23 protein-coding genes are annotated in these 20,559 nt (G+C 70.6%); 14 read left to right on the top strand and 9 right to left on the bottom strand.

Annotated features, from left to right (window positions below):
- Together IM777_RS04955 and IM777_RS04950 are read right to left on the bottom strand one after the other, a co-directional pair.
- The gene (locus IM777_RS04955) at positions 1-186 is read right to left on the bottom strand and encodes a hypothetical protein (protein WP_194384844.1); all 186 of its coding nucleotides are present in this window, start codon (positions 184-186) and stop codon (positions 1-3) included.
- On the bottom strand, positions 173-3,907 hold the full coding sequence (locus IM777_RS04950; protein WP_228480955.1) for an AAA family ATPase: 3,735 nt from the start codon (positions 3,905-3,907) through the stop codon (positions 173-175). The genes IM777_RS04955 and IM777_RS04950 overlap by 14 nt, the downstream gene beginning before the upstream one ends.
- A gap of 181 nt (positions 3,908-4,088) precedes the next feature.
- On the opposite strand from IM777_RS04950, the gene IM777_RS04945 reads away from it, so the two are divergent.
- From IM777_RS04945 to IM777_RS04915, 7 genes are all read left to right on the top strand, one after another.
- Positions 4,089-4,598 carry a methylated-DNA--[protein]-cysteine S-methyltransferase gene (locus IM777_RS04945; protein WP_194384843.1) on the top strand — a complete coding sequence of 170 codons (510 nt, stop codon included), beginning with the start codon at positions 4,089-4,091 and terminating at the stop codon, positions 4,596-4,598.
- A gap of 77 nt (positions 4,599-4,675) precedes the next feature.
- Complete coding sequence (locus tag IM777_RS04940; RefSeq protein ID WP_194384842.1) at positions 4,676-5,536, top strand: helix-turn-helix transcriptional regulator; 861 nt, start codon at positions 4,676-4,678, stop codon at positions 5,534-5,536.
- A 67-nt stretch (positions 5,537-5,603) separates the two neighbouring features.
- Positions 5,604-5,945, top strand: coding sequence for a histone-like nucleoid-structuring protein Lsr2 (locus IM777_RS04935; protein ID WP_194384841.1), 342 nt, complete (start codon positions 5,604-5,606; stop codon positions 5,943-5,945).
- Positions 5,946-6,057: 112 nt separating this feature from the next.
- Complete coding sequence (locus tag IM777_RS04930; protein WP_194384840.1) at positions 6,058-6,342, top strand: Fe-S cluster assembly protein HesB; 285 nt, start codon at positions 6,058-6,060, stop codon at positions 6,340-6,342.
- A gap of 82 nt (positions 6,343-6,424) precedes the next feature.
- The gene (locus tag IM777_RS04925) at positions 6,425-7,351 is read left to right on the top strand and encodes a metal ABC transporter substrate-binding protein (protein WP_194384839.1); all 927 of its coding nucleotides are present in this window, start codon (positions 6,425-6,427) and stop codon (positions 7,349-7,351) included.
- Positions 7,348-8,088: a metal ABC transporter ATP-binding protein gene (locus IM777_RS04920; protein ID WP_194384838.1), complete on the top strand. Its 741-nt coding sequence runs from the start codon at positions 7,348-7,350 to the stop codon at positions 8,086-8,088. Before IM777_RS04925 ends, IM777_RS04920 begins: the two co-directional genes overlap by 4 nt.
- Positions 8,085-8,954, top strand: a complete 870-nt coding sequence (locus tag IM777_RS04915; RefSeq protein WP_194384837.1) for a metal ABC transporter permease — start codon at positions 8,085-8,087, stop codon at positions 8,952-8,954. Before IM777_RS04920 ends, IM777_RS04915 begins: the two co-directional genes overlap by 4 nt.
- On the opposite strand, the gene IM777_RS04910 is transcribed toward IM777_RS04915, so the two are convergent.
- Entirely contained in the window at positions 8,947-9,912 is a 966-nt protein-coding gene (locus tag IM777_RS04910) for a TIGR03557 family F420-dependent LLM class oxidoreductase (RefSeq protein WP_228480954.1), read from the bottom strand. The genes IM777_RS04915 and IM777_RS04910 overlap by 8 nt on opposite strands.
- 173 nt (positions 9,913-10,085) lie before the next feature.
- On the opposite strand from IM777_RS04910, the gene IM777_RS04905 reads away from it, so the two are divergent.
- Together IM777_RS04905 and IM777_RS04900 are read left to right on the top strand one after the other, a co-directional pair.
- Positions 10,086-10,325 carry a hypothetical protein gene (locus IM777_RS04905; protein WP_194384835.1) on the top strand — a complete coding sequence of 80 codons (240 nt, stop codon included), beginning with the start codon at positions 10,086-10,088 and terminating at the stop codon, positions 10,323-10,325.
- Complete coding sequence (locus IM777_RS04900) at positions 10,282-10,587, top strand: MarR family transcriptional regulator (RefSeq protein ID WP_194384834.1); 306 nt, start codon at positions 10,282-10,284, stop codon at positions 10,585-10,587. Before IM777_RS04905 ends, IM777_RS04900 begins: the two co-directional genes overlap by 44 nt.
- 1 nt (position 10,588) lies before the next feature.
- Here the strand turns inward: IM777_RS04900 and IM777_RS04895 are convergent, their stop codons facing one another.
- The 3 genes from IM777_RS04895 to IM777_RS04885 all read right to left on the bottom strand — a co-directional run bounded on the left by IM777_RS04895 (position 10,589) and on the right by IM777_RS04885 (position 13,662).
- On the bottom strand, positions 10,589-10,897 hold the full coding sequence (locus IM777_RS04895; protein WP_071044503.1) for a DUF7882 family protein: 309 nt from the start codon (positions 10,895-10,897) through the stop codon (positions 10,589-10,591).
- A 68-nt stretch (positions 10,898-10,965) separates the two neighbouring features.
- Positions 10,966-11,229, bottom strand: coding sequence for a hypothetical protein (locus IM777_RS04890; RefSeq protein WP_194384833.1), 264 nt, complete (start codon positions 11,227-11,229; stop codon positions 10,966-10,968).
- Between the two features lie 42 nt (positions 11,230-11,271).
- Entirely contained in the window at positions 11,272-13,662 is a 2,391-nt protein-coding gene (locus tag IM777_RS04885) for a phosphoketolase family protein (protein ID WP_194384832.1), read from the bottom strand.
- A 180-nt stretch (positions 13,663-13,842) separates the two neighbouring features.
- Here IM777_RS04885 and IM777_RS04880 point away from each other — a divergent pair, with 180 nt between their 5' ends.
- Positions 13,843-14,835 carry an IS481 family transposase gene (locus tag IM777_RS04880; protein WP_194384831.1) on the top strand — a complete coding sequence of 331 codons (993 nt, stop codon included), beginning with the start codon at positions 13,843-13,845 and terminating at the stop codon, positions 14,833-14,835.
- A 16-nt stretch (positions 14,836-14,851) separates the two neighbouring features.
- On the opposite strand, the gene IM777_RS04875 is transcribed toward IM777_RS04880, so the two are convergent.
- The gene (locus IM777_RS04875; protein ID WP_194384830.1) at positions 14,852-15,271 is read right to left on the bottom strand and encodes a glucose-6-phosphate dehydrogenase; all 420 of its coding nucleotides are present in this window, start codon (positions 15,269-15,271) and stop codon (positions 14,852-14,854) included.
- 137 nt (positions 15,272-15,408) lie between these two features.
- Here IM777_RS04875 and IM777_RS04870 point away from each other — a divergent pair, with 137 nt between their 5' ends.
- A complete protein-coding gene (locus IM777_RS04870) occupies positions 15,409-15,732 on the top strand; it encodes a hypothetical protein (RefSeq protein WP_194384829.1) in 324 nt (107 codons plus the stop codon).
- A 1-nt stretch (position 15,733) separates the two neighbouring features.
- On the opposite strand, the gene IM777_RS04865 is transcribed toward IM777_RS04870, so the two are convergent.
- On the bottom strand, positions 15,734-17,134 hold the full coding sequence (locus IM777_RS04865; protein ID WP_194384828.1) for an FAD-binding oxidoreductase: 1,401 nt from the start codon (positions 17,132-17,134) through the stop codon (positions 15,734-15,736).
- A gap of 42 nt (positions 17,135-17,176) precedes the next feature.
- Complete coding sequence (locus tag IM777_RS04860; protein ID WP_194384827.1) at positions 17,177-18,472, bottom strand: glycosyltransferase; 1,296 nt, start codon at positions 18,470-18,472, stop codon at positions 17,177-17,179.
- Between the two features lie 63 nt (positions 18,473-18,535).
- Between IM777_RS04860 and IM777_RS04855 the strand changes: the two genes are divergently transcribed.
- The 3 genes from IM777_RS04855 to IM777_RS04845 all read left to right on the top strand — a co-directional run bounded on the left by IM777_RS04855 (position 18,536) and on the right by IM777_RS04845 (position 20,557).
- Positions 18,536-19,159, top strand: coding sequence for a TetR/AcrR family transcriptional regulator (locus tag IM777_RS04855; protein ID WP_194384826.1), 624 nt, complete (start codon positions 18,536-18,538; stop codon positions 19,157-19,159).
- Between the two features lie 115 nt (positions 19,160-19,274).
- Positions 19,275-19,706 carry a cupin domain-containing protein gene (locus IM777_RS04850; RefSeq protein ID WP_194384825.1) on the top strand — a complete coding sequence of 144 codons (432 nt, stop codon included), beginning with the start codon at positions 19,275-19,277 and terminating at the stop codon, positions 19,704-19,706.
- A complete protein-coding gene (locus IM777_RS04845) occupies positions 19,703-20,557 on the top strand; it encodes an aldo/keto reductase (RefSeq protein WP_194384824.1) in 855 nt (284 codons plus the stop codon). The genes IM777_RS04850 and IM777_RS04845 overlap by 4 nt, the downstream gene beginning before the upstream one ends.
- Positions 20,558-20,559 lie beyond the last annotated feature (2 nt).

The raw sequence follows: 20,559 nt of genomic DNA, 5'->3' as shown, positions 1-20,559 counted from the left end.
TCAGTAGTGGGGCGGCACCTCGCGGCGCATCCGCTCGTCGTTCGGTCCGGATGCCGGCGCGGCGGCCTCGGCGTCACGGTCGGCGTCGGGCTCGCCGGGCTCGTCGGTGGTGCCGGGTGCGGCGGTCAGCTTCGCCCGTCGGGCGCCGCGGACCTTCTCCACACGCTGCCGGTCACTCGATGACATCGATCGGCTGTGTGTCCGCGTCGGCGCGCGGCGCTTCGGACGACACACCGAGCAGGCCGGCGATGCGCTCCGCGACCGAGGCGGGGTCGCTGTAGAGGTCGAACGAGTGCACGCGCACGTAGTGCCAGCCGAGGCGCCGCAGGATCTGCGGCCGCAGCCGGAGGGCCTCGCGCAGCGAGTCCGCGACCGTCTCGGGGTCGCTCTCGACCACGACCGCCTTGCCGTCGTGCTGGGCGACGAGGGGCAGCAGGCCCCGGTAGTCGACGTCGACGGCCACACCGAGCCGCCGCAGCTCGCGGGCCAGGGAGCGCGTGAGCGGGTCGGCGAGATCCTCCAGGCGGGCGTCGCGCTGCCGTGCGGCCAGTCCGCCGAGGATGCTCATGAGCGTCGCCGCGCCGTGCTCGAGTCGACCGTCATCGAAGGACGACGGACGGATGGACGACACGATGACCATCGACCGTCGCGCACGGGTCATGCCGACGGTCAGCAGGCGATCGCCGTCGGGCGTGGAGAGGTCGCCGAAGTCGCTCAGCACGCGACCGTGGCGGGTGAGGCCGAAACCGAGCGAGAAGACCACACGATCCCGGCTCTCGGCGACGGACTCCTCCAGGCTCAGCACCGCGAACGGCTCCGCCGTGTCGCGCGAGACGAAGTCGGCCACGTCGGAGCGGCCGGCGAAGGCCGCTTCCACGGCGGCCCGGATGCGCGCCGCGTGCCGGGTGCTGGCCGTGACGACCATGAGGGACTCCTGGCCGCGGTTGACCGCGTGCTCCACCACGAGCGTGACCACGCGAGCGACCTCGGCATCCGGACTCTCCACGGCACCGGTCACGGGATCGGGCACGCCCGTGCCGCCCTCGACGTAGTCGACGCTGAGGCTCCCGCGTCCGAGATACGACCCCGCCCACGGCAGCGAGGAGAGCTCGCCGCCGTAGAACGCGTCGTTGACGAGTTCGGCGAGGTCCTCTCCCCCGGCGCGGTAGCTGCGGGTGAGGGTCGCGATGGGCACGAGTTCGGCGAGGCGCTCGAACACGCTGACGCTGTCGAACGGCTCCGCGTCCTCGGCTTCGAGGCGGTCGTCCTCCGACAGCTCGCCGGCCGCGACGCGGAAGGGCGTGGGCTTCTGCGTGACGGGGTCTCCGAACACGACGACCTGGCGCGCCCGGCGGAGGGCCGGGGTGGCCTCGGCGAGGGCGAGCGAGGCGGCATCCGCGACGACGACCACGTCGAAGTCCTCGTCGCCGGGAATACGCGGCACGTCGTAGGGCGAGGCGAGCCAGACCGGAGCGAGGGTGCGCATGAGGGTGGGGGCGGCCTGCAGCACGTGGGTGGCGCTGACGCCGTCCTTCAGGGCGCGCTTGAGGGCGTCGGCCTCGTCGGCGTGGTCGACCAGGCCGATCCGCCACTGGGTCGCCAGCTGTGCGGCGAGGAGCGGACCGGCAGCGGCCGCGTGGGCCTCGTCGACGAGCCGGAAGTCTCGTTCCAGTCGGTCCACCACCGCGGTGTTCGCGCCCAGAAGAGCGCGATCCGAGCGCAGCACGTGCTCGAGCGCCGACTGCCACCACGCGAATTCCAGCTCCGCCTCGACGTTCTCTTCGGGAACGTGGCGCACCGACAGCTCCGACAGCAGCGGCTCGAGGCCCATCTCGCCGAGTTCGGTGCGGAGGGTGGCGCGTTCGACGAGGTTGTCGAAGTACGACGACTCGGCGGCGAGCGACGCCAGGGTGCGCACGAGGGTCGCGACGGGAAGCGTCGACAGCGCGTGCGAGCCGGTGCGGCCCAGCACACCGTCGAGGTCGGCGAGCTCCGCGTCGGCCCGCTGCCACGCGGTGACGACGTCGGCGAGGCCGAGCGGCACCTCCGGCGTGATCCCGGCGTCGACGAAGCGCTGCCACTGGGTGCGCTGGTGCTGGATGCGCAGCAGCGCCTCGTACATGTCGGGCACGTGCACGCCCGGACGGATGTACTCCTTCGACAGGCGCCGCAGCCGACGGCGATTCGCCCCACTCATCGTGGGTGCGTCCCGGCGCGGCGCGTGCGCCTGGATGAGCTCGACGAGGGGTCGCTCGAACACCGTGGGGCTGAACCGGTCGAGCGTGTCGCGGATGCCCTGCAGCACGGAGAGGTACTCCCCGAGGTCGGCGACCGTGCGGAAGGGGTGCATGCGGGTCTGGGCGATCAGCTCGTATCCGCGCTCCAGGAGGGCCGGCACGTCGGTGCGGTGCAGGCGCCCCGCGAGGGCGTGGGCGGCGCGCGCATCCTCCGTCGTCGCGAACGAGACGCCGTACCACGGCGAGTCGTCCGGCCCGAAGCGGAACTCACCGAGTCGCGCGGCGGCGGCCAGCTTCGTGGCTGCCACATCGCGCGAGGCCGCCAGACGCAGCAGGGTGCGCACCCCGAGGCGCGCCGAGGTCGACGGCGGCACATCCCGCGCGGACAGGCGAGACAGCGCGCGCAGGATGTCGAGCACCGACACCTTCAGGGCGTCGTCGGTCTTCGTCACGGCGGTGCGGTAGTCGCGCAGCACGCCGCGCAGGCGCACGAGCGCGTCGTCGATGTCGGCGACCTTCGGCGCCTGTGCCTTCTCGTTGCGGCCGATCGCCCGGATCAGGTCGCGGCGCAGCGATCGCGGCGAGACGGCGAGGCCGGGCAGCCCGATGCCGGCGAGGCGGTGCCGGATGCCGTCGAGGGTCGACCGTCGCGCGCTCACCACCAGCACGCGCTTGCCGTCGCGCACGAGCGCGCCGACGGTGTTGATCACGGTCTGCGTGCCCCCCGTGCCGGGCAGGGTGTGCACCGCGAGCGACTGTCCGGCGAGGATGCGCGCGAGGACCGCCTCCTGCTCGGCGTCCGCGTCGAGGAGGAGGGTGTCGGCGGCGGGCGGTCGCTCGTCGGGGTGCGGCATCTGCGGCACGTCGCGGCGAGCCGTGAAGGCCTCGCGGTCGGCGAGATGCCCGGCGAGCGCATTCAGTACGGGATGGTCGAGGTCGCGGCAGTCGCGCGTCATGGTCTCGCCGACGTCGGCGAAGCTCGAGACCACAAGCCGGGGGTGCACCCGGAAGTGATCGAAGCCGGAGGTGAGCGCGCGCAGGTGGTCGATGACGGGCTGGGGCTTGAACACCCCCTGGTCGTAGGCCAGGGCGGCGAGCGCGTCGCCGTCGAGGTCGATGCCGAAGTGCGTGCGCAGGGCGCGCACGAGCTCGGGGTTGACCGAGAACGAACCGTGCAGCTTCAGCTCGAAGTCGCTGTGGTGGCGACGGATCGCCAGCGGCCGCAGCAGCACCGGCGCCGAGCACTCCAGCCCGCCGAGGCGCCAGACCGCGAGACCGACGGCGAGGTGCACGGCCTCGATCCCGCGCGCCGTGCGCAGCTCCACGTTCTTGGCCGTGATCTGCTCGGCCGCCATGCGTGCCGTGCGCAGCGCGACCTCGTCGCGGAAGAGGTTCGACAGAAGCGTCGAGCGCCCGGTGATGAACTGCGGCAGACTTCCCGGGTGCGCCTTCGTGATCTCGATGCCCGCGTCGACGCTCTCGTCGAAGTGCAGCAGCGTCGAGCGCCCGCCCAGACGCGCGGATTGACGGCGCAGCCGATCGCGCTCGGACTCGGCGACATGGGTCACCCGCACGCCCGGCTCCGAGAGATCGAGGTCGCCGGGGGTCACGGTCGCCGCCGGTCCGGCCACCTGCTCACCGACCGCGACGCTGCCTTCTGCTCGCCACACGACAGTCACACTATGCGCGGGACGCGCGCTCCTCTTGCATCCCGACAGAGTTTCGCGGTATTGGAAGGCGCGGCACCGCTCGGGGTGGACCGCTCCTCCCCAGCCGTGTCGCACCAAGCGACGCTCCCCAGCCCCCCGCGCAGGATCGACGACGTCGCGGCGCTCGCGACAGGATGACGCCATGACACTCCGCTTCCACGTGCACCCGACCCCGGTCGGCGAGGTGCTCATCGTCGTCGATGACGAGCACGTCGTCTGGCTCCACCCGGCCCGCGACCTGGAGACCGATCTCACCGCGGTCTCCCGACGTCATCCCGGCATGCTGACGCCCGACGATCGCGATCCGCTGGCTCTTCGTGCGGCGGCGCAGCTGTCGGAGTACGTCTCCGGCGAACGACGGGCCTTCGACCTGCCCCTCGACTGGGAGCAGGTGCGCGGCTTCACGAGGGCGGCGTTGCAGGCGGTGTGCGAGATCCCCTACGGCGAGACCGCCGGATACGGCGAGGTGGCGATCCTCGCCGGCCACCCGCGGGCGGCACGTGCGGTCGGAACCGCCTGCGCCACGACCCCCCTCTCGATCGTCGTCCCCGTGCACCGCGTCGTGCGCGCCGACGGCTCGCTCGGCGAGTACGGGGGCCGGCCGGAGCTCAAGCGCCGGCTTCTCGACCTGGAGCGGGCGGGGAGCGTGTAGGCCGCCCACCCGCCCGCTCCCGGCACCGGTGTATCGTCGTCGCGACGGCGCCGAGGCCGTCCGACCGGTAGGTGCCCATGTCCGCAATCCGCACGCGCAGCAGCGATCAGGCCCTCGTCGAGCAGGCGGTGGTGACCCTCGCCCGGAACTCGCCTCACACGGTCGCCTTCGGCGGCCTCGCCCACGACGGTGCCGTGCACGTCAGCGCGATCTTCGGCGAGCACGCGCAGTCGATCGAGGGACTGGTGGTGCGAGAGCACCGCGGTCTCGGTGGTCGCGCGATGGTGGAGAGCCGCCCGCGGCTCGCGCTGGACTACCGCACCTCGCGCACGATCACCCACGACTACGACGCGGCCATCCTCGGCGCCCGCATCGTCACCCTCGTCGCCGTGCCGGTGGTCGTCTCCGGGCGACCCCGCGGCATGCTCTACTGCGGATCTCGCCGCTCCACCCCGACCGGCGGGGCGATCGCCCAGCCGACGATCGCCGCCGCCGACCACCTCGCGGCGCAGCTGCGCCTACGTGACGATCTCGATCGACGGGTGGCCACGATGCCGCCCGCCGATGCGCGCGACGCCGCCGCACTGCCGCCTGCCCCACGCGAAGAGGTGCGCGCGAGCTACGCCGAGCTGCGCAGCATCGCCGCCGCGATCACCGACCCGGCCATGCGCGATCGCCTGTCCCGCCTCGAACAGCGGTGGGCCGCTCTCGCCCGGGATGACGCCGTCGACGACGGCCCGAGCGCCCGCCTGTCACCGCGCGAGATCGACGTGCTGGCGTGTGCGGCGCTGGGAGCGACGAACGCGGAGATCGCCGCGACGCTCGCCCTGAAGGAGGCGACGGTGAAGTCGTACCTGCAGTCGGCGATGGGCAAGCTCGACGCCGGCACGCGGCACGCGGCCGTGGCTCGCGCCCGCCGCGCCGGCATCCTGCCCTGATCGCGACGGCGCGCCGCATGGCGAGGCGTTCATGGTCAAGTCGCGGCCCGCTCAGTAGGGTGGGCCCATGGCCCGCAGAATCGTGCACCAGCTCGTCGACGACCTGGATGGAAGCGTCCTCGAGGTCGGTGAAGGGGAGACGGTTCTGTTCTCCCTCGACGGCACCGCCTACGAGATCGACCTCACCGACGCCAACGCCGCCGCGCTCCGGGAGATCGTCGCCCCCTACGTCGACGCCGCACGCCGCGTCTCGGGCGGGAGAGGCACCTCGTCGAGCGCCCCGCGACGCCGCAAAGCGGGCCAGGACTACGGCGCCGTGCGCGCGTGGGCGAAGGAGAACGGCTACCAGGTCTCCGACCGTGGCCGCGTTCCTGCGACGGTGCTCGAAGCGTACGAAGCCGCGCGCTGACCCGACGCGACGAGTTTGGGAATCCCCTCCAAATGGGGCCATCCGCTTGCGGCGACGCCGGATTCTCGGAATCGTGGCCGGTCCGAACGTCCCGAACGAGAGGAGAGCACCCATGCTCACGCTCACCGAGAACGCCGCCACGGCCGTCAAGACGATCATCGCCCAGCTGCCCGACGCCGACCAGGGCGGCGTGCGCATCCGAGACACCGGCTCCCAGGAGACCGGTTTCGAGCTCGCCGTCGCCTCGGCTCCCGAGAACGGCGACCAGGTGGTCGAGGACCACGGCGCACGCGTCTTCCTCGACAACGGCGCGAACACCGCGCTCGATGACCGCGTGCTCGACGCGGAGATGAACCAGGACGGCTCGGTGCGGTTCGCCATCGCCAGCCAGTCCTGACCCCAGGATTTCCGATCGGGCCCGGTGCGTTCAGCACCGGGCCCGATTGGCGTTTCAGCACCCCGAATCCTAAAGTTTCGGTATGCCGAAATATTCGCGCGGAATGGTGGTCGCGGCGATGTCCGCCGTCGGCGCGCTCTGCCTGGCCGGCTGCTCTTCTGCGCCTGACCCGCAGTCGGCGGCCGCGGACCGTCCGCAGGTGCTCACGACCTTCACGGTGCTCGCGGATATCGCGAAGAACGTCGCGGGAGACGACATCGAGGTCACCTCGATCACGAAGCCGGGTGCCGAGATCCACGGGTACGAGCCCACGCCCGGCGACATCCGAGCCGCGAGCGACGCCGACCTCGTCATCGACAACGGGCTGAACCTCGAAGCGTGGTTCGCGCAGTTCGTCGAGACGGTCGATGTGACGCACGTCGTCGTCTCCGACGGCGTCGAGCCGATCGACATCGCCGACGACGCGTATGCGGGCACGCCGAATCCGCACGCGTGGATGAGTCCCGCCAACGTGCAGGTCTACGTCGACAACATCGCCGAGGCCTTCGCCGACCTCGTCCCCGCCGCCGCCGACGCCTTCGCCGCCCGCGCCGCCGACTACAAGGCGCAGCTGCAGCAGATCCAGGACGATCTGGACGCACGACTGGCCGAGCTCGACGCCGACCATCGCGCCCTGGTCACGTGCGAGGGCGCCTTCAGCTACCTCGCTCGCGACGCCGGCCTCACCGAGCAGTACCTGTGGGCCGTCAACGCCGAGCAGCAGGCCACTCCGCAGCAGATCGCAGCGACGATCGAGTTCGTGCGCGACCGCGACGTGCCGGCGGTGTTCTGCGAGTCCACGGTCTCGGACCGGGCGATGCAGCAGGTGGTGGAGGCGACGGACGCGACGTTCGGCGGCATCCTCTACGTCGACTCGCTCTCGGAGTCCGACGGACCCGTCCCGACCTACCTCGACCTCATCCGCCACGACGTCGACACGATCGTGGCCGGGCTGACGAACGCGTCATGACCGCCGCGGTGCAGGTCGACGAGGTGTCGGTCTCCTACGGGGAGATCCGCGCACTCGACCGGGTGTCCCTCACTCTCGACCGCGGAGGCGTCACCGGCCTGATCGGCATGAACGGATCGGGCAAGTCGACGCTGTTCACCACGATCATGGGGATGCGGCGTCCCGACCACGGTCGTGTGAGCATCGACGGAGCCGCACCGGCCGCCGCCCGCAAGGCCGGTCGCGTCGGATACGTGCCGCAGAGCGAGGCCGTCGACTGGCAGTTCCCGGTAAGCGTGCACGACGTGGTGATGATGGGCCGGTACGCGCGCCAGGGCATCCTGCGGCGCCCTCGCCCCCGGGACCGCGAGGCCGTCGCGGGCGCACTCGACCGCGTCGGGCTCGCCGACCTCGCCGACAGGCAGATCGGGCGCCTGTCCGGCGGGCAGCGCAAGCGCGCCTTCGTCGCCCGCGCGATCGCCCAGGAGGCGGAGATCCTGCTGCTGGACGAGCCGTTCGCAGGCGTCGACAAGGCGTCGGAGGCGACCATCGTGCGACTGCTGCGCGATCTCGCCGCCGCCGGCTGCGCGGTGCTGGTCTCCTCGCACGACCTGCACGCCCTCCCCCGGCTCGCCGACCACGCGGTGCTCCTGCGACACCGCGTGCTGTTCCAGGGTCCGGTCGCCGAGGCGCTCCGGCCCGAGAACCTCGCCCGGGCCTTCGGTCTGGATCCGCGCGATGACGGGGCCCCGTCATGAGCCTCCTCGATCTCATCCTCGAGCCGCTCCAGTACGACTTCATGGTGCGGGCGATCGCGACGACCGTCATCGCGGCGGTCGTGTGCGCGGTGCTGTCCTGCTGGCTCGTGCTCGTGGGGTGGTCGCTCATGGGCGACGCCGTGTCGCACGCCGTGCTGCCGGGGGTCGTCCTCGCCTACGTCGTCGGTGTGCCGTTCGCACTCGGCGCCGTCGTCTTCGGCTTCCTCGCCGTCGGCCTCATCGGCCTGGTGCGCGGCACGAGCCGCATCAAGGAGGATGCCGCCATCGGCATCGTCTTCACGACCCTGTTCGCCGCGGGACTCGTGATGATCTCGGTGACGCCGAGCCAGACCGACCTCAGCCACATCATCTTCGGCAACATCCTCGGCATCTCCGCCGCCGAGCTCGTGCAGATCGCCGTGCTCGCGGCCGTCGCCTTCGTCGTGCTGTTCGTGCGACGCCGAGACCTCACGCTGTACGCCTTCGATCCCACCCACGCTCACGCGATCGGGCTGTCGCCGCGCTTCCTCGGCGCCCTGCTCCTCGGAGTGCTCGCCCTGACCGCGGTCGTCGCCCTGCAGGTGGTGGGAGTCGTGCTGGTCGTGGCGATGCTCATCATCCCGGGCGCGACCGCCTATCTGCTGACCGATCGCTTCAGCCGGATGCTGATCCTCGCGCCGGCGATCTCGGCGGTCTGCTCGGTCGTCGGCATCTACATCAGCTACTGGGCGGACGCCGCCTCCGGCGGCCTCGTCGTGGTGACGCAGGGTGCGGTGTTCGCTCTGGCCTACCTCTTCAGTCCTCGTCAGGGCGTTCTCGGCCGTCGCTGGAGCGCCGCCCGTCGTCGCCGCGCCGCCCTCAGCTGAGCGCCCGGGCGCGCTCGAGGAGCCCTTCGGCGGCCTCGGCGAGGAAGGCATCCTGCGCCTCGTCGCCGATCTGCACGAACGCGAGGTCGGTGAAGCCGGCGTCGAGGAACGGCTGCGCGCTGGCGGCGAGTTCGTCGAGGTCCGGACCGCACGCGATCGAGGCGGCGACGTCTTCCGGGCGCACGAACGCCGTGGCGGCGGAGAATCCGCGAGGCGTCGGCAGATCGGCGTTCACTCCCCAGCCGCCGGCGAACCACCGGAACTGCTCGTGGGCACGCTCGACCGCCCGGTCGCGATCGGGGTCCCACGAGATCGGCACCTGGGCGATCTTCCGCGAGTTCGTCGAGGTCGCAGCATCCCAGCCGGTCACGAGCTCCGCCTTCGGCTCGGTCGTGATCATGTGGTCGGCGTGCGGGGCGAATCGCGCGATGGATGCGTCTCCCGAGACCGCCACGCCGATCGGCACGCCCTCGTCGGGCAGGTCCCAGATGCGCGCGGAGTCGACCTGGAAGTACTCGCCGGCGTAGGTCACGAGCTCCCCGGTGTGCAGCTGACGGATGATCTGAATGGCCTCTTCGAGCATCCACTGTCGCGTGTCCACGCCCGGCCACCCTTCGCCGACGACGTGTTCGTTGAGGCTCTCGCCCGATCCGAGGCCGAGGGTGAATCGGCCCTCGGCGAGGATCTGCAGCGTCGCCGCCTTCTGAGCGACCACGGCCGGGTGGTAGCGCACCGTCGGGCACGTGACGTAGGTCATGAGTTCGACCGAGGAGGTCGCCTGCGCGACGGCGCCGAGCACGGCCCAGGCGTAGGGTGCGTGCCCCTGTTCGGTCAGCCACGGCGAGTAGTGGTCGCTGGAGACCTCGAAGTCGAACCCGACGTCTTCGGCCGCCTGTGCATACCGCACGAGTTCGCGCGGTCCGCTCTGCTCGGTCATGAGGGTGTATCCGAAACGCATGTGCATCCTCCGGTCGCGTCGTCGTGCTTCCACCTTCGCCCCACCGTTCGGCACGCGAAGGGGGTTGACGGATGCGGCCCGCGGCCGTAACACAGGGTCCGAGCGAGACGGCGCGGGCACGGTGCGGGTACGCTCATGCTGTCCCACCGCCGTCGACCGAAACGTGGCCCAGGATGACCGACATCGTCGAGAACGACACCGATGCGCACCGCATCGCCGAGAACGACGCCGACGCGGCAGACGCGAGGATCGACGCCGCCCGGTCCATCGAGCGCCTTCGCCTCGCCGAGGGGCGCCTGGCGCGCCGCCGTCAGAACGAGTGCGGGCCGAGTGAGAACGCCCGCGCCGCCGACGCGGTTCATCTTCGACATGAGCGATCAGGGAGTCGCGGTCACACCGACGGATGTCGCTGAGCACCTGGGCATCTCGACGCCGTCGGTGACCGGCATCCTGAACCGCCTGTATACCGGGGGAATCATCACGTCCCTCCGGCATCCGGACGACGGGCGGAGCAAGTACGTGGTGCCGCTGGATCGTGACGGCGACATCGACGGGATCGATCCGCTCACCGCGCAGATCCGCGGCCTGGCAGACACCCTGACGGCCGATCAGGCCGCAGCGGTCGCGGCGTTCATCGACCTCGTCACCGACGCCGTCGACAACGAGTGCCGCTGACTCAGCCCTCCGCTGTCGCCGGCTCTGCCGGCTCCGGGCCCACGGCGAGCCCGTGCGGCCCGCTGGCGTCGTGCAGCAGGGTCTCGATCCAGGCGCGGTTCAACGCCGGGTTCCTGCTGCCGTAGAAGTGGAACACGATCGAGACCGACGGGTGCACCCAGACGCTGCGGCTGCCGACGGTCTCGGGGTGGTGGAAGAAGAACGGCTCAGCGCGCCGGAGCTTGTTCATGAACACCACCCGCAGGTGTGCGAGGGTGCGGTCGTCGATGTCGAACGAGTACCCGTCGCTGCCGTAAATGAGTTTCCCCACCGCAACACGGTACAAGCACGGCGTCGCCGAAGCAACTCTGATTAGGCGCCCTAATTAGGTCTCGAGCTTCAGAGCCACGAGTCGATGTCGAAGTGCTGGTCGCTGAAGGGGTCGGCAGGGCGGTCCGACTCGATCACGTCGGTGTGTTCGATCCGCACGCTGGAGTGGGGGGTGATCAGCACATCGGTGACCGTGGCATCGGTCGTCGCGAACTCGACGTAGCCGCCGCCATCGCGGACCGCCTCGAGCACCGCCTGTTTGGTGTCTTCGGCGAGGTCCTCCTCGGAAAGGACGTAAGTCCTGTCGTCGATGACGAACTGGTGCCGACGCATCACGCTCCCTCGCTTCTCATTCTCCGACGGTACGTGTGCTGATCACCCGGCGTCGATGGGTTGAACTGTGCCGGTCGGTGAGCTAGACGTTCCTCGCTCGGCCCCACCGGCGACCGCGGGATGATCGACCCCGTGGTCCCTGGTGTAGGCGCGCGCTTCCTCCCGACTCCGGTCGAGCTGTGCCCGGAGCGAAGCGTGGCGATCTGCGGCTCCGGGAACACGATCGAGCACGTCGGCCGCCAGCCGGTACCGGTCGATGTCGTTGAGCAGGCGCATATCGAAAGGCGTCGTCGTCGTGCCTCGCTCCTTGTAGCCCCGCACGTGGAGGTGGGGATGCGCCGCGCGCCGGTACGCGAGGCGGTGGACGAGCCAGGGGTAGCCGTGGAAGGCGAAGATGATCGGCACCTCCGGCGGGAACAGCTCGTCGAAGGACTCCTCGTCCATGCCGTGCGGATGCTGCGAGGGTGTCTGCAGCCGCATCAGGTCGATCACGTTCACCACCCGCACCCGCAGTCCCGGCGCGTCCTCGCGCAACAGCCGCGCCGCGGCGACCACCTCTTCGGTCGGAACGTCTCCCGCGCAGGCGAGCACGACATCCACGCCGTCGGCATCGGTGCCCGCCCACGCGAGCCGACTCGCGCCGCGTGCGAGATGCCGCTCCGCCTCGTCGGGGGTGAACCACTGCGGTGCCGGCTGCTTGCCGGCGACGACGACGTTCATGCGGTCGGTGGTGCGCAGGCAGTGGTCGACCGTCGCCACGAGGGTGTTGGCATCCGGCGGGAGGTAGACGCGCACGACGTCGGCGCGCTTGTTCACGGCGAGGTCGAGGAAGCCCGGATCCTGGTGGGTGAAGCCGTTGTGATCCTGCTGCCACACGTGGCTGGAGAGCAGATACGTGAAGCTCGACACCGGCGCGCGCCACGGGATGTCGGAGGCCGCTTCCAGCCACTTGGCGTGCTGGTTGAACATCGAGTCGACGATGTGCACGAAGGCCTCGTACGTCGCGAAGAGCCCGTGCCGGCCGGTGAGGAGGTACCCCTCGAGCCAGCCCTGCGCCTGATGCTCGCTGAGCACCTCCATGATGCGCCCCGTGCGCGAGAGGTTCTCGTCGCGCGGATCGGAGCCGGCGTTCCACCGCTTCCCGCTCGCCTCGAACACCGCCGGCGCAAGCCGGTTCGACGCGGTCTCGTCGGGTCCGAACAGCCGGAAGTCCGTCGGATTGCGCTCGATCACCTCGGCCAGATACTGCCCGAGCTCGCCCATCGCGGAGCGCTCGGCGGAACCGTCGGGGTCGAGGCCCGACAGGTGATCGGCGATGTCGGGCAGGTCCAGCTCGCGTCGCAGCAGTCCGCCGTTGGCGTGCGGGTTCGCCGACATCCGCCGGGCGCCCTCGGGCGTCGCCCGGTCGATCGCGTCGACCGGGCGGCCGTCGTCGTCGAAGAGGTCTTCGGGGCCGTACGAGCGCATCCAGTCCTCGAGGATGCGGCGGTGCTCGTCGTCGTCGCGTGCGGCGTCGACCGGCACCTGATGGGCGCGCCACGTGCCTTCGACGGGCGCGCCGTCGACCTCGACGGGTCCGGTCCAGCCCTTCGGCGAGCGCAGCACGATCATGGGCGTGCGCGGACGCACCACGGTCAGGTCGCTCCGCTGCCGCGCGATCGTGTCGAGCGCCTCGTCCATCGCCTCGGCCATGCGGCGATGCACCTCCTCGTGCGGGTCCGCCGCGTCGACCGTGACGAAGATCGGTTCGTGCCCGTATCCGCGCAACAGGTCCGCCAGCTCCGACTCGGGGATGCGCGCCAGCACCGTCGGGTTCGCGATCTTCCACCCGTTCAGGTGCAGGATCGGCACGACCGTTCCGTCGGTGCGGGGGTCGACGAACTTGTTCCCGTGCCATCCGGTCGCGAGCGGCCCGGTCTCGGCCTCGCCGTCTCCGACGACGCAGAACACCGTCAGATCGGGGTTGTCGAACACCGCCCCGTAGGCGTGGCTCAGCGAGTACCCCAGCTCTCCCCCCTCGTGGATCGACCCGGGTGTCTCCGGGGCGGCGTGGCTCGGGATGCCGCCCGGGAACGAGAACTGCCGGAACAGGCGCTGCATCCCCGTCGCGTCTCGGGTGACCTCGGGATACAGCTCCGAGTACGTTCCGTCGAGCCAGGCCGCTGCGACCATGCCCGGACCGCCGTGCCCGGGACCGGCGATGAACATCGCGTCGAGGTCGCGCTCGCGGATCACCCGGTTCGCGTGCGCGTAGATCAGGGTGAGCCCCGGCACCGTGCCGAAGTGACCGAGCAGTCGGGGCTTGACGTGCTCCGCGGCGAGCGGCCGGCGCAGCAGTGGGTTGTCGAGGAGGTAGATCTGGCCGACGCTGAGGTAGTTCGCGGCGCGCCACCAGGCGTCCAGGCGTGCGAGATCGGTGTCGTGGGATGCCATCTCCCCACGCTCTCCCGCATCCGAAACCAGGGCTAGGGGGTTGAGACCCGCGGAGCCGGTCGCTAGGTGTGATGTCCAGGGACGTTGCTACGTGAATCGCGAGTGATTTGCTGACGGGCGAGGGCCTCCCGTTGTGAAGTGGAGCTGTCTAGGAACCGCTTCGTGCAACAGGAGGCCCTCGTGTCCCACGCTAATGCTGCTCTCACGCCCCGCGCACGGCTCAGGCTCGCGCGATTGATCGTCGAGGATCGGTGGCCGGCGACGGCCGCCGCAAAGATGTTCATGGTGTCGCCGATCACCGCTCGTAAGTGGGCCGCCCGGTTCCGTGCCGAGGGCGCCGCCGGGATGACCGATCGGCCCAGTCGGCCCCGGTCGATGCCGAGCAAGACACCAGCGCGGACGGTCAAGCAGATCGTGCGGTTGCGGTGGCGGCGTCGCCTGGGTCCAGCGCAGATCTCGGAGGAGCTCCAGATCCCGGCCTCGACGGTCCACGCGGTGCTGGTCCGGTGCCGGATCAGTCGGCTCAGCCATATCGACCGGGTCACGGGCGAGCCGATCCGCCGCTACGAGCACGACCATCCCGGTTCACTGCTGCACGTCGACGTCACGAAGTTCGGCAACATTCCTGACGGCGGCGGATGGCGATACGTCGGCAAGCAGCAGGGCGACCGGAACCGCGAGACCACGGCGAAGCGCACCGGGAAACGGAGGGGCTACGAACCCAACGTCGGGACCGCGTTCCTCCACACCGTCGTTGATGACCACTCGCGTGTTGCCTACGTCGAGATCTGCCCCGACGAGAAGGCCGTCACCGCGATCGGCGTGCTCGAGCGCGCCGTCGCGTGGTTCGCCGACCGCGGCGTGACTGTCGAACGGGTGCTCTCGGACAACGGGTCGGCCTACAAGTCGTTCGCCTGGCGAGACGCCTGCGCTGGGCTGGGCATCACGCACAAACGGACGCGGCCCTACCGACCGCAGACGAACGGCAAGATCGAGCGATTCCACCGCACCCTCGCCGATGGGTGGGCTTACGCCCGGTTCTACCGATCCGACTCTGAGCGTCGCGAAGCGCTACCAGGCTGGGTCCACTTCTACAATCACCACAGGCGCCACTCCGCAATCGGAGCCCCGCCCCTCACCAGACTCAACAACCTGCCTGGACATCACAGCTAGCGGATGTGGCGCCGGCTCAGCTGACCCGTTGCCCGCACATGCCGCATTCACCGGTGGCCGAGACCTCGATGAAGCAGTCGGGGCACTTCGCGCGCACGATCGGCTCGGCGGCGCTCACGCGTCGCGGTGCGGGGCGGCGCTCGGGGGTGGGGCGACGCTGCGCGCGCGGTGCCGCGCCGCGGCGCGCAGGGGTGGTGGTCGGTGCCGTGGCGGCCCGGGATGCGGGCACATGCGCGCTGCAGTAGAAGCGCACGTAGCCGCTGTGGTTCTTCGGATGCCGGTGCTTGACCGCCCACAGCTCGGTGCGGGCGAGCGGATCGGAGTCGGCGCCGCACGAGAAGCAGCGCGCCGGCTCGCCGTCGGCGACGTCGGCCACCCGGATGGGCTTGTCGTACGGGAGAGCGTCCCGCCAGTCCGATGACGCGACGATCTTCATTCCCCTGCCTTCCGTCGGATGACGATCCGCTTCCACGGTACGTCGTCGCCTGCCGACACGCCCAAGCGGGTGTCAACCCCGGTGCGGCGTGTGTACGCGCGGGCGTAGCGTCGCGCGTCGAGGAAAGGAGGCCGACGATGGCCGAAACGGATCCGACCCGGGTGCGTGCTCAGCGATCGCTTCAGGAGGGCGGGCGCAGACGGTGGCTGATCCCCGGGGCGATCTTCGCCGCGATCTGCGTCGCGCTGTTCATCGGGATGCTGCAGCTGCAGATCCTCGTTCCGACGATCGCCCTCGTGCTCACCGCGTCGCTGTTCGCAGCGATGGTCGTCGTGGCGCTCACCGTCGAGCGGGCGCGCACCCGCAATCGTGCGATGGCGTGGCTCATGGGGGCGATGGCCGTTTCAGCGCTCGTGTGCGCCGTCGTTGTGATGGCCGGCGAATGGTCGACGGCGGTGTGAATCAGCCGAGCGGATGGCCGACGTGGATGACGCGGTCCGGGTCCCAGGCGGCGGCGATGTCGCGAAGCCGGGCGAGGGTGGGTTCGTCGTACACGTCGGATGCGGCAACCGGCCGTTCCGCGAAGTTCTTCACGAGCCGCGGCGCCGCGTGAGGGCGCAAGCGGCGGACGACCTCGAGCGCCGCCGCACGGACCGGCTCGTGAGCCTCGGGGACGGGGACGATCCCGACGGCGAAGACGAGTCCTTCACCGTCGATCGTCGAGACCGCTCCGCCCGTCGCACGGCCGGCACGAAGCGCACCGCCCAGATGCCGCAGCTCGATCGACAGCAAGGGTGCAGAGGAGGGCGCGAGGGCGGCATCCATGAAGGCGTCCATGGTGGCGGCGGAGATCTCCGAGAGAAGGATCGCTTCGCCCCGCGCGGGCGCGGGCTGAGGCGGGTCGCCGTGCACGGCCCCCAGCTCGGCCGGCGACATCGGGTGGATCGTGTCGATCTCGGGCGTGAGGGCGCGAAGCGGCGCCAGCAGCGCGTCCGCCGCGGCGGCGTCGGCCTGCACCGCCGCTTCGACGGCGACGACGGAACGACCCCGCAGGAACTCCGGAATCTCGGGGATCGCCGGGTAGCGCAGCACGCGCGCGAGTGAGGTCACCGAATCGGGGATGTCGGCGGTCCACTCCCGCCACGCGTGCGCGACGTCGGCGGCGCGCTCGAGCGGCCACATCAGCGCGCCGGCGTGCACCTCGGCGATCGGGTAGAGCCGAATCTCGATCGCCGTGACGATCACCGGCGCGACTCCCCCACGCGCCGCCCAGAAGAGGTCCGCGTGGTGCGTCTCGTCGATGCGGAGCACCCGGCCGTGGGCATCGACGGCTTCGAGGGCGAGGATGCTGTTCGCCGCGAGACCGTGCGAACGGGCGAGCCATCCGAGCCCTCCCCCGAGCGCGAATCCGACCGCGCCGACGCTCGGCGCCATGCCCGCGACGACCGCGAGACCGTGCTGCGCGGCGGCGTCGGCCACCGCACCCAGGCTCACGCCGGCGCCCACCCGGGCCGACGCGGTCGCGGGGCGGATCTCGACGGTGTCGAGCGCGGAGGTGCGCAGCAGGATCGTGTCGGCGAGCGAGTCGACGGTTCCGGCCGCGTGGCCCGTGGACTGCGGTGCCACGCGCAGCCCGAGCTTGCGCGCGGCCAGCACGGTCGCGACGACGTCGTCGACATCGGCGGGCACCACCACCGCCACCGGGTGCTGGTCGACGAGGAGCTGCCAAGCGCGGCGGGCGTCGTCCCACTCCGGGTCGCCCGGCAGGATGACCGGGCCGTGAAGGGCGGACCGCAGGGCGTGCAGGTGCTCTCCGGGCAGGATCGCGGCGGAGGTGTCAGGGGTGGTGTCGGAAGTGGTCATGTCGTCCTCGAGAAGGGATGCGGGTGGAAGGGGTGATGACGATCAGGAGGTGCGAGCGCCCGCGAGGCTGTCGAGCACGGCCTCGATCCCGAGCGGCCCGGGAGCTCGGGTGATGGCGGCGCCGATGTGCGCAGCGCGCTCGCGGTACGAGTCGTTGCCGAGGATCTCGTCGACGGCGTGGGCGATCCGAGTGGGTGCGATGCCACTGCGCGTGGGCTTCAGGCGCAGACCGACGCCGCTCCAGGCGACCCGGGCGGCCACTTCGGCCTTGTCTTCGGTGTTGCCCGTCGCGAAGACCGGCACCCCGTGCGCGAGGGCGTAGTGCACCCCGCCGTAGCCGCCGTTCGTGACGAGCACGCTCGTGCGCGGGAACAGGCGGTCGTACGGAAGGTAGGCGGCCATCCGCGCGTTTGCGGGCAGCGGACGGCGGGGCAGCTCGCGCCCACCGGTCGTGGCGACGACGAGCACGTCGCGATCGGCGAGCGCGTCGATGGTCGGGAGCACGAGATCGTTCAGGTCGGCGTTGGCCACCGTGCCCTGGGTGACGTGGACGACCGGACGGTCGGCGTCGAGATCTCCCCACCAGTCCGGCACCGGGATCGAGGAGGCGTCGGCCAGCGAGACCGGCCCGACGAAGTGAACGCGGGTGCGCACGTCGGTGCGCGGGTACTCGAACTCCGGCACGCTGAACTGCACCACCGCATCGGCGAGCGACGGATAGTTCATCACGGGCGTGCGCAGCTCCGCCCCGACGATGTCTCGAACCTGCCGCGCGGCGGCGCGCTGCAGGTCGCCGAAGACGAACCGGTCGGTGCTCCAGGTGAGAAGCGCGTTGCGCGCTCGGCCCACGGCGCCGGGGCGAGGCGGGATGCCGAGGGCGAACGGTGCGGTGTCGCGGCTGCGCAGGCCCAGGGGGATGATGCCGAGATTGATCACCGGCGGACGCTCTGCGGCGGTTCGGCTCAGGAGCAGCATCGCGCCCAGGAACATGCTCTCGGTGAGCACGGCGTCGGCGGGCTGGGTGGCGAGCAGCTCGTCCACCGTGCGCAGCTGCGCGGGGGCGGGGTCGAGGAAGATGTGCTGGAGGTCCCATCGGACGCCCGCCACGCCGGTTCGCCCGACACGTGCGGGAAAGGCCGCATCCATGTCGCTGTCGTCGTAGTCGGCCTCGGCCGGCAGAGCGCACCAGCGAGCGCCCGTCTGCTCGACGGCCTCTCGATACGTACAGCCGGTGAGGAACCGCACGTCGTGCCCCGCTCCCACGAGAGCTCGAGCGACGGCGAGCAGGGGCGTCACGTGGCCGCGCACCGGCGTGCTGCAGAGAAGGAGAGAGGACATGTGGACTCCTGTTAGGGTGTTGAAAGTACTTAGGAAGTATTCAGTACCCCCAGAGGAAAGTCAATGCCCCCGTACAGTTCTCCCCTGCGCGAAGCGCAAGCAGCCCAGACCCGCCAGCGCATTCTCGAGGCCGCCATCGATGTCTTCGGCGACGCGGGCTACTCCGGCGCCTCCCTCGCGCGGATCGCGAAGGAGGCGGGTGTCTCGCTCGAGACGGTGAAGCAGAACGGGCCGAAAGCGGCGCTGTTGCTCGCCGGATTCGACTACGCCTTCGCCGGGGAGGAGGGCGAGGGCCCGTTACACGCCCGCCAGCTGGGCGAGCAGGCAGCGTCGCTCGGCCCCGCCGAGACGCTGAGCTTTCTCGTGGCCTTCGTCGGCGGCGCGAACGAGCGGGTCGCTCGTCTGTGGCCGCGCCTGCTGGATGCTGCTGCCGGCGACGCCGACGTCGCCCGACGGCTCGATCAACTGCAGACCAATCGTCGAGCGGACATGCGGGGCGCTCTGGCCATGCTCGATGCGAAGGGGCTGGTGCGAGGTCCACGCCCGCACCAGCAGCGGGCCGATGTGCTGTCATTCCTCATCTCACCGGAGAGCTACACCCAGCTGGTCATCGACGCCGGATGGTTGCGGTCGGCCTACCTCGCGTGGCTGGAGGACGCCATCGAGCGTCTCGTGCTGGCGTCCTGAGCGAGGCGCACCCTCTCGGGTCTTTCCACGTACTGCCAGTACGCGTCGTGACAGGTCCTTCCCCCGCGCCGGCGGCCAGAGTTGTCTGGTGGGACTGGTCGGAAGGAGACCCATCATGACCGATTCAGACTTCGACAGCCTGTTTCCTCTCGGCGCCGCGAACGACGCCTTCGCGCAGTACTTCAGCGGGCAGAGTTACCTCGCTCCCCTGGCGGATCTCGGGATGTTCGTCGCGAACGTGACGTTCGAGCCCGGGTGCCGCAACAACTGGCACGTGCACGCGGCGAGCAGCGGGGGCGGACAGATCCTCCTCGCCGTCGCCGGCAGCGGCTGGTTCCAGGCCGAGGGCGAGGAGCCGGTCAGCCTCGAGCCCGGGTCGGTCGTGCAGATTCCGGCCGGCCAGAAGCACTGGCACGGAGCGAAGGCCGACTCGTGGTTCAGCCACGTCGCCATCTCGGTACCCGGTGACGATGTCGACAACGTCTGGCTCGAGCCGGTCGACGACGAGTACTACAACACCCTCCCTACGACGAAGGAGAACGCATGATCACTGAAGAGACCTACACCCTGTCCAACGGCGTCGAGATCCCGAAGCTCGGCCTCGGCACCTGGTTCATCGACGACGACACGGCAGCGCAGGCCGTGCGGGATGCGGTCGCCGCCGGCTACCGCAACATCGACACCGCGCAGGCGTACGGCAACGAACGAGGCGTCGGTGAGGGCGTGCGCACCGCCGACGTGCCGCGCGAGGAACTCTTCGTCTCGACGAAGCTCGCCGCCGAGATCAAGGACTACGAGGGCGCGGTCGCGGCGATCGACGCGTCACTTGCCACGATGGGGCTCGACTACATCGACCTCATGCTCATTCACAGCCCGCAGCCGTGGGATGACTTCCGCGGCGGCGACTACGCCGAGGGCAACCGCGCCGCCTGGCGTGCGCTCGAAGAAGCCCTCGCGGCCGGCAAGCTGCGCTCGATCGGCGTCTCCAACTTCCAGCAGGCCGACATCGAGAGCCTGCTCGAAGGTGCGAGCGTAGTCCCGCACGTGAACCAGCTGCTAGTCCACGTCGGGAACACCCCGGCCGAGCTCATCGAGTACTGCACGGGCAAGGGCATCCTCGTCGAGGCGTACTCCCCCATGGCGCACGGCGAGATGATGAAGAACAGCGAGGTCACCGCGATGGCCGAGCGCTACGGCGTCAGCGTGCCGCAGCTGTGCATCCGCTACACCCTCGACCTCGGCACGGTGTCGCTGCCGAAGACGGCGAACCCGGCGCACATGCGCGACAACGCCCAGGTCGACTTCGCGATCTCGGAGGAGGACATGGCGACGCTCCGCGGGCTGGAGCACCGCGAGTACGGCGAGTTCTCGTTCTTCCCGGTCTACAGCGGGAAGTGACC

It is taken from the genome of Microbacterium luteum, assembly GCF_015277875.1.
Classification (GTDB): Bacteria; Actinomycetota; Actinomycetes; order Actinomycetales; family Microbacteriaceae; genus Microbacterium; species Microbacterium luteum.
Note: the sequence above shows the minus strand (reverse complement) of the source record. Positions and strands in the feature narration are given on the sequence as shown.

Coding starts and splice junctions, on each gene's coding strand:
- IM777_RS04955 (WP_194384844.1), bottom strand. CDS start 186: ATGTCATCGAGTGACCGGCAGCGTGTGGAGAAGGTCCGCGGCGCCCGA.
- IM777_RS04945 (WP_194384843.1), top strand. CDS start 4,089: ATGACACTCCGCTTCCACGTGCACCCGACCCCGGTCGGCGAGGTGCTC.
- IM777_RS04940 (WP_194384842.1), top strand. CDS start 4,676: ATGTCCGCAATCCGCACGCGCAGCAGCGATCAGGCCCTCGTCGAGCAG.
- IM777_RS04935 (WP_194384841.1), top strand. CDS start 5,604: ATGGCCCGCAGAATCGTGCACCAGCTCGTCGACGACCTGGATGGAAGC.
- IM777_RS04930 (WP_194384840.1), top strand. CDS start 6,058: ATGCTCACGCTCACCGAGAACGCCGCCACGGCCGTCAAGACGATCATC.
- IM777_RS04925 (WP_194384839.1), top strand. CDS start 6,425: ATGCCGAAATATTCGCGCGGAATGGTGGTCGCGGCGATGTCCGCCGTC.
- IM777_RS04920 (WP_194384838.1), top strand. CDS start 7,348: ATGACCGCCGCGGTGCAGGTCGACGAGGTGTCGGTCTCCTACGGGGAG.
- IM777_RS04915 (WP_194384837.1), top strand. CDS start 8,085: ATGAGCCTCCTCGATCTCATCCTCGAGCCGCTCCAGTACGACTTCATG.
- IM777_RS04910 (WP_228480954.1), bottom strand. CDS start 9,912: ATGCGTTTCGGATACACCCTCATGACCGAGCAGAGCGGACCGCGCGAA.
- IM777_RS04905 (WP_194384835.1), top strand. CDS start 10,086: ATGACCGACATCGTCGAGAACGACACCGATGCGCACCGCATCGCCGAG.
- IM777_RS04900 (WP_194384834.1), top strand. CDS start 10,282: ATGAGCGATCAGGGAGTCGCGGTCACACCGACGGATGTCGCTGAGCAC.
- IM777_RS04890 (WP_194384833.1), bottom strand. CDS start 11,229: ATGCGTCGGCACCAGTTCGTCATCGACGACAGGACTTACGTCCTTTCC.
- IM777_RS04885 (WP_194384832.1), bottom strand. CDS start 13,662: ATGGCATCCCACGACACCGATCTCGCACGCCTGGACGCCTGGTGGCGC.
- IM777_RS04875 (WP_194384830.1), bottom strand. CDS start 15,271: ATGAAGATCGTCGCGTCATCGGACTGGCGGGACGCTCTCCCGTACGAC.
- IM777_RS04870 (WP_194384829.1), top strand. CDS start 15,409: ATGGCCGAAACGGATCCGACCCGGGTGCGTGCTCAGCGATCGCTTCAG.
- IM777_RS04865 (WP_194384828.1), bottom strand. CDS start 17,134: ATGACCACTTCCGACACCACCCCTGACACCTCCGCCGCGATCCTGCCC.
- IM777_RS04860 (WP_194384827.1), bottom strand. CDS start 18,472: ATGTCCTCTCTCCTTCTCTGCAGCACGCCGGTGCGCGGCCACGTGACG.
- IM777_RS04855 (WP_194384826.1), top strand. CDS start 18,536: ATGCCCCCGTACAGTTCTCCCCTGCGCGAAGCGCAAGCAGCCCAGACC.
- IM777_RS04850 (WP_194384825.1), top strand. CDS start 19,275: ATGACCGATTCAGACTTCGACAGCCTGTTTCCTCTCGGCGCCGCGAAC.
- IM777_RS04845 (WP_194384824.1), top strand. CDS start 19,703: ATGATCACTGAAGAGACCTACACCCTGTCCAACGGCGTCGAGATCCCG.